The organism is Leifsonia sp. (assembly GCF_051955155.1).
In the GTDB taxonomy this organism is placed as follows: Bacteria; Actinomycetota; Actinomycetes; order Actinomycetales; family Microbacteriaceae; genus Leifsonia.
In genome coordinates this window covers 1-5,586 of sequence record NZ_JBQCGZ010000017.1, presented here as the reverse complement: position 1 = coordinate 5,586, position 5,586 = coordinate 1, and the positions used below count along the sequence as shown (strand labels likewise).

The 5,586-nt window shown below is 71.6% G+C and carries 6 protein-coding genes; 3 read left to right on the top strand and 3 right to left on the bottom strand.

Going from position 1 to position 5,586, the window contains the following annotated elements:
- Window positions 1-349: 349 nt before the first annotated feature.
- Complete coding sequence (locus tag ACTHMF_RS01770) at window positions 350-736, top strand: hypothetical protein (RefSeq protein ID WP_440316052.1); 387 nt, start codon at window positions 350-352, stop codon at window positions 734-736.
- Window positions 737-991: 255 nt separating this feature from the next.
- On the opposite strand, the gene ACTHMF_RS01765 is transcribed toward ACTHMF_RS01770, so the two are convergent.
- From ACTHMF_RS01765 to ACTHMF_RS01755, 3 genes are all read right to left on the bottom strand, one after another.
- Window positions 992-1,729 carry a ThuA domain-containing protein gene (locus ACTHMF_RS01765; RefSeq protein WP_440316051.1) on the bottom strand — a complete coding sequence of 246 codons (738 nt, stop codon included), beginning with the start codon at window positions 1,727-1,729 and terminating at the stop codon, window positions 992-994.
- Window positions 1,726-2,889 (bottom strand): Gfo/Idh/MocA family protein, encoded by a 1,164-nt coding sequence (locus tag ACTHMF_RS01760; protein ID WP_440316050.1) that lies wholly within the window; start codon window positions 2,887-2,889, stop codon window positions 1,726-1,728. The genes ACTHMF_RS01765 and ACTHMF_RS01760 overlap by 4 nt, the downstream gene beginning before the upstream one ends.
- A 101-nt stretch (window positions 2,890-2,990) precedes the next feature.
- Entirely contained in the window at window positions 2,991-4,181 is a 1,191-nt protein-coding gene (locus ACTHMF_RS01755; RefSeq protein WP_440316049.1) for an ROK family protein, read from the bottom strand.
- Between the two features lie 173 nt (window positions 4,182-4,354).
- On the opposite strand from ACTHMF_RS01755, the gene ACTHMF_RS01750 reads away from it, so the two are divergent.
- A complete protein-coding gene (locus tag ACTHMF_RS01750) occupies window positions 4,355-5,077 on the top strand; it encodes a sugar phosphate isomerase/epimerase family protein (RefSeq protein WP_440316053.1) in 723 nt (240 codons plus the stop codon).
- A partial coding sequence (locus ACTHMF_RS01745) for a Gfo/Idh/MocA family protein (RefSeq protein WP_440316048.1) occupies window positions 5,074-5,586 on the top strand: 513 nt, incomplete at its 3' end. The genes ACTHMF_RS01750 and ACTHMF_RS01745, both read left to right, overlap by 4 nt.

Here is a 5,586-nt window from a genome sequence, read left to right as displayed (position 1 = left end):
TGCGACCGGCCCCCGCCGGCGGCGGGGGGCCCGGACCCCCCCCCCCGCGCCCCCACTTTTCGCTCCGCACGCGCTGCAGCGTGACGGCCAGCTGCACTGAATGCCACCGGTGTTCCACCGAGAGCGCACCGTCCGCCCGCTGAGATCCGGTCTGCCGGCCGCGGTTGTGCGGCCGCAGGCGCCGCAATGCGGTCGTCGGCGCGATTGGGTTGCGTGCGTGTCCGTTGCTGTGCATCGCGTTCTGACGCGCCTTCTCGTCTCGGCTGCTCTTGCTGCCGTCCCGCTTGTCGCCTCAGCGCCGGCGCATGCTGCGACGACGGAGTCCGCACCGTGCTCGTCTCAGCCGGACATGTCCTCGTGCGATGCGGACGGCGACTCCATCCCGGACGAGGTGGAGCGGATCGTCGCGGGAACGGCGACGGGCGCGACGGGGCGCGAGGACACCGACGGCGACGGCGTCCCGGGCGGGTGGGCTGCCCCGGATGCGTTGCGGGGGCTGCTGGCCCAGCCGAAGTCACTGGCCCGGTACCCGTACGTGTACGACAACCCGGCCATGTACGTGGACCCGGACGGGCACGTGTGCGCGCGTCGGAACTCCACGGACGCGCTGCCACTCGGGTGCGGGCCGACGCAGACTCCGCAGGCTGCTCGTCCCGTCCCCGCCAACCCGCCACCGCCGGTGCCGATCTTCGATCGCGAGGGCGAACCGATCGTCTACGCCGACGGGCCGGAATAGCAGGAACGATGTCAGCGACCGCCACGATTGCCCGCCGGCCAGACGCTCTCCTCCACCGACAGCCGTGCACGGAAACAATGAGGTAGCTCGACTCCATTCTCCGAGGGGAGTCGTGATGCGGCACGCTCGCGAACCGGACTTGTCCCGTGAGGATTGGGAGCGAGCGATGAAGCGGGTTCGTTCGTACCAGGAATCTGAGGTCAGAGCAGTACACGCCGGTGCGGCGGCCGCGACCGCAGCCGCCGCACCGGGCGGCTACACCGGCTGCGGGTTCGACACCTCTGGGGCGCGGCGGGCGCCCGCCACCGGCGCCGCCCAGCGCACGCCGTTGGCCAGCACGCGGCGCACCTGCGGGTGGAAGTACACGGGGTACTCCTGGTCGCCCGGCGAGAAGTAGAAGATCTTGCCGCGGCCGCGCGTGAAGGTCACGCCCGAGCGGAAGACCTCGCCGCCGGTGAACGAGCTGATGAAGACCAGGTCGTCCGGGGTCGGGATGTCGAAGAACTCGCCGTACATCTCCTGCGCGTCGATGACGATGGGCTGATCGACGCCCTCGGCGATGGGGTGCGTGGGGTTCACGCTCCAGACGAGCTCGCGTTCGCCGCCCTCCGGATTGCGCCAGCGCAGCGAGCACGTGGTGCCGAGCATCCGGATGAAGATCTTCGAGAAGTGGCCGGAGTGCAGGACGATCAGGCCCATCCCGCCCAGCACATGCTCGCGCACGCGCTCGACGACCTCGTCGGAGACCTGGTCGTGCGCGATGTGGCCCCACACCAGCAGAACGTCGGTCTGGGCTAGGACCGCCTCGCCGAGACCGTGCTCCGGGTCGGCGAGGGTCGCGGTGCGCACGACGACGTCGTCGCCGAGTAGGCCGGAGAGGCCCTCGGCGATGGCGCCGTGGATGCCGTTCGGGTAGATCGCCGCGATCTCGGGCTGGGTCGTCTCGTGGACGCCCTCGTTCCAGACGGTGACGCGGAGTGCTGCCATGGTCATGCTCCCTTCGCTGCGGTCGCCGCGCCGGACGGCGCATCCTCGAGGCCGGCCGGCGCATCCTCCAGGCCGGTCGTCGCGGGGCGCAGTCGCACCTCGGCCCCGATGCGTGCGGACTCGTACGCGGCGTCGATGACGCGCGCGCGGTCGAGGGCCAGCGAGCCGTCCCAGTTCGCCCAGTTCGCCGTGTCGGCGACGTGCTCGAGGAACGTCTCGACGACGGCGAGATGGCCGCGCCCGGGGTCGGCGGTGACCGAGACGTCCTCGGTCTCCTCGCCGTCGCCGGTGAAGATCGTCAGCTCGCCGGCCGGTGCGTAGTCGACGACGCGCAGGTCGGCGCCGCCCTCCGTGCCGTACAGGGTGATGCCGAACTCGTCGCCGGCCGGGCGGTAGGCGGCCCAGCTGGTCTCCAGCACGATCGAGCCGCCGCCCTCCAGGCGCAGCAGCATGCTGGCGAGGTCCTCGACCTCGTAGGCCGAGCCGACGTGCTGCTTGTCGGTCTTCGCGCCGCCGCGCCCGCGCACGCCGAGCTCGGAGTGCGTGACGGCGGAGACGGCGGTGACCTGCGGCTCGCCGAACAGGTGCAGCGCGTAGTCGAGCACGTGCACGCCGATGTCGATGAGCGGGCCGCCGCCTGCCATCTCCCGGTTGGTGAACCAGCTGCCGAGCGCCGGGATGCCGGCGCGGCGCAGCCAGGTGGCGCGCGCGTGATACGGGCGGCCGATCTGGCCGGCGTCGATCGCCGCCTTCAGCGCCTCGATGTCGCCGCGGCGACGGTGGTTGAACGCGACCTCGAGCACGCGCCCGGAGCGGTGCGCGGCGTCGACCATGGTCTGCGCCTCCTCCGCCGTGCGCGCGATCGGCTTCTCGCTCAGGACGTGGATGCCGGCCTCCAGGGCGCCCACGGCGATCGGGGCGTGCAGGAAGGTGGGGACGGCGACGCTCACGACGTCGAGGTCGCCGTCGGCGACGAGGTCCTGCCAGTCCCGGTAGCGGCGCTCGACGCCGTACTTCTCGCCGAGCTCGGCGCGCGGGCCGTCCTCCATGCCGGCGATCGCGACGAGCTCGACGCCGGGGAGGGCGGCGTACGCGTCCATGTGCTGCTGGCCTGCCCAGCCGAGGCCGACCACGCCGGCTCGGATCGGGGGATGTGCTGTGCTCACGGCTGTCCTTTCAGGTGAGTGCGGTGCGTGTGGTTTTCGGTTGTCGAATCGATTCGATGGCGGCCGGAGCCGTCGGGCGGGACGGGAGGGGTGCCTGCCTGTCAGCGCGAGAGCGGTCTGAGTGCTCCCGACAGCGGATCGAGCGCGTGCTGGATGACCATGATCGCCGCCCCGATCGCGCCGCCGGTCTCCCCGGAGCGCGACTGGGTGATCGTCAGGTGCTGGGTCGCGAGCGGTGTCGAGCGATGGTAGACCACCTCGCGGACGCCGGCCAGCAGCTGCTCGCCGACGTGGGAGAGACTGCCGCCGACGATCACCATCGACGGGTTGAGCAGGTTGACGCAGGTGGCGACCACCTCTCCGAGGTCGCGCCCGGCCTGGCGGATCGCGTTCTGGACCTCGGGGTTCCCGGTCCTGGCCAGCGTGACGACGTCGTCGCTGCTGCTGGCCGGGATCCCGGAGGCAGTGAGCGAGCGGGCGATCGCCGGCCCGCTCGCCAGCGCCTCCAGGTCGGCGTCCGTTGCCCCGTGGCTGGGCGTCTCGCTGCTGAACGGGACGCGCACGTGGCCGAGGTCGCCCGCGGAGCCCTGGGCGCCGCGCTGCAGCCGGCCGCCGCTGATGATGCCGGCGCCGATGCCCGTGGCGACCTTGATGAAGAGCAGGTCGGTCTGCTCCGGCCAGAGCAGCGCGTGCTCGCCCAGCGCGAGCAGGTTCACGTCGTTGTCCACGAGCACGGGGACGTCGAACGTCCGCTGCACGTAGCCGGGGATGTCGAAGCGGTCCCAGCCGGGCATGATCGGCGGGTTGACCGGGAGGCCGGTGGAGTGCTCGACCGGGCCGGGGACGCCGATGCCGATGCCGACCAGGTCGGACGCGGGTCGACCGGTGGCGGCGTAGAGGCGGCTGGCCGTCTCGACCGCCCAGTCGAGGATGCTCTCCGGTCCGTCGGCGATCCGCAGCCGCCGCGACTCGCTCGTCGTGATGCTGCCCGCCAGGTCGGCCAGCGCGACGACGCCGTGCGTCGCCCCCAGGTCGATGCCGATGACGACGCGGGACTCCGGGTTGAACCGGATCCGCGCCGGCGGCCGGCCGCCCGTGGAGACGTCGTCGCCCGCGGGGGCGACGAGCCCGGCGGCGGTGAGGCTGTCGATCCGGACGGCGATGGTCGAGCGCGCGAGACCGGTGAGCTCCGCGAGCTGCGCGCGCGTGCGTGGGACACCGTCGCGCAGGATCGCCAGCAGGTCGGCGGCGTCCGCAGCGACGATGCCGGACTGCCTGGCGCTGTCGGTCATAGCTCGTATTGAACCACACCGCTCTGTGACCGACCAAAGGCTGCCCGTGATCGGTCGACTTTTGATTGACAATCGACAGAAGTCCCGTTTGAATGGAGCAACGACGTCGGCACTCCGGCGCCCTCACCAACGAAAACTCGACGAGGAGAACTGTGTCGACCTCAAAACTCTCCGTGCAGCTCTACACGGTCCGTGAGCTCCTGACCGAGGACGCGGTCGGGACACTGCGCCGCATCGCGGACATCGGATTCACCCAGGTCGAGCCGTTCGGCCTCCTCACGTTCAAGGACGCCCTCCGCGAGGGCTTCGCCGAGACCGGCCTGACCGCGCCGACCACCCACCAGGGCTTCGTCGGCGGCGACCTCGACGAGGTGTTCGGCGCCGCGAAGGAGCTCGGCATCCAGACCGTCATCGACCCGTTCGTCGCGCCGGAGCGCTGGCAGAGCGCCGAGGACGTCGCGCAGATCGCCGACCAGCTCAACGCCGCAGCCGAGGCGGCCGCCGCGCACGGCGTCCGGGTCGGCTACCACAACCACGCGCACGAGGTGGAGAGCGAGATCGAGGGCGTCACGGCACTCGAGTTCCTCGCCGGCCGGCTCTCGCCGGAGGTCGTGCTCGAGGTGGACACCTACTGGGTGGCCGTCGGTGGCCACGACCCCGTGGCCCTGCTCCCGAAGCTCGGCGACCGCGTCGTCGCTCTGCACGTCAAGGACGGCCCCGGCACCACCGAGACCAAGGATCAGGTCGCGGTCGGGCAGGGCTCGCTCCCGATCGAGCAGATCATCCAGGCCGCTCCCGACGCGCTGCGCGTCATAGAGCTCGACGACTCGCGCGGCGACCGCTTCCAGGCCGTCGCAGACAGCTTCGCCTTCCTCACCTCCAAGGGACTCGCATGAGCGGCAGGAAGGTCGGCGTCGGCGTCATCGGCGCCGGCGTGATCAGCAACCAGTACCTGGAGAACCTCACGACGTTCCCCGACCTCGACGTGCGCTTCGTCGCGGACATCGACGAGGAGCGGGCGCGGGCGCAGGCCGAGAAGTACGGCGTGCCGGGCGCGGGCTCCGTCGCCGAGCTGCTGGCGGACGACGCGATCGAGATCGTGGTCAACCTGACCATCCCGAAGGTGCACGTCGAGGTGGCCATGCAGGCGCTCGACGCCGGGAAGCACGTCTGGAGCGAGAAGCCGTTCGCGCTCGACCGCGAGAGCGGGACCGAGCTGCTCGCCGCGGCGCACGCCAAGGGGCTGCGCGTCGCGACGGCGCCGGACACCTTCCTCGGCGCGGGCATCCAGTCGGCGCGGCGCCTGGTCGAGAGCGGCAGGATCGGAGCGCCGCTCACCGCGCTGACGCTCATGCAGAGCCCGGGCCCGGAGTCCTGGCACCCGAACCCCGACTTCCTGTTCCAG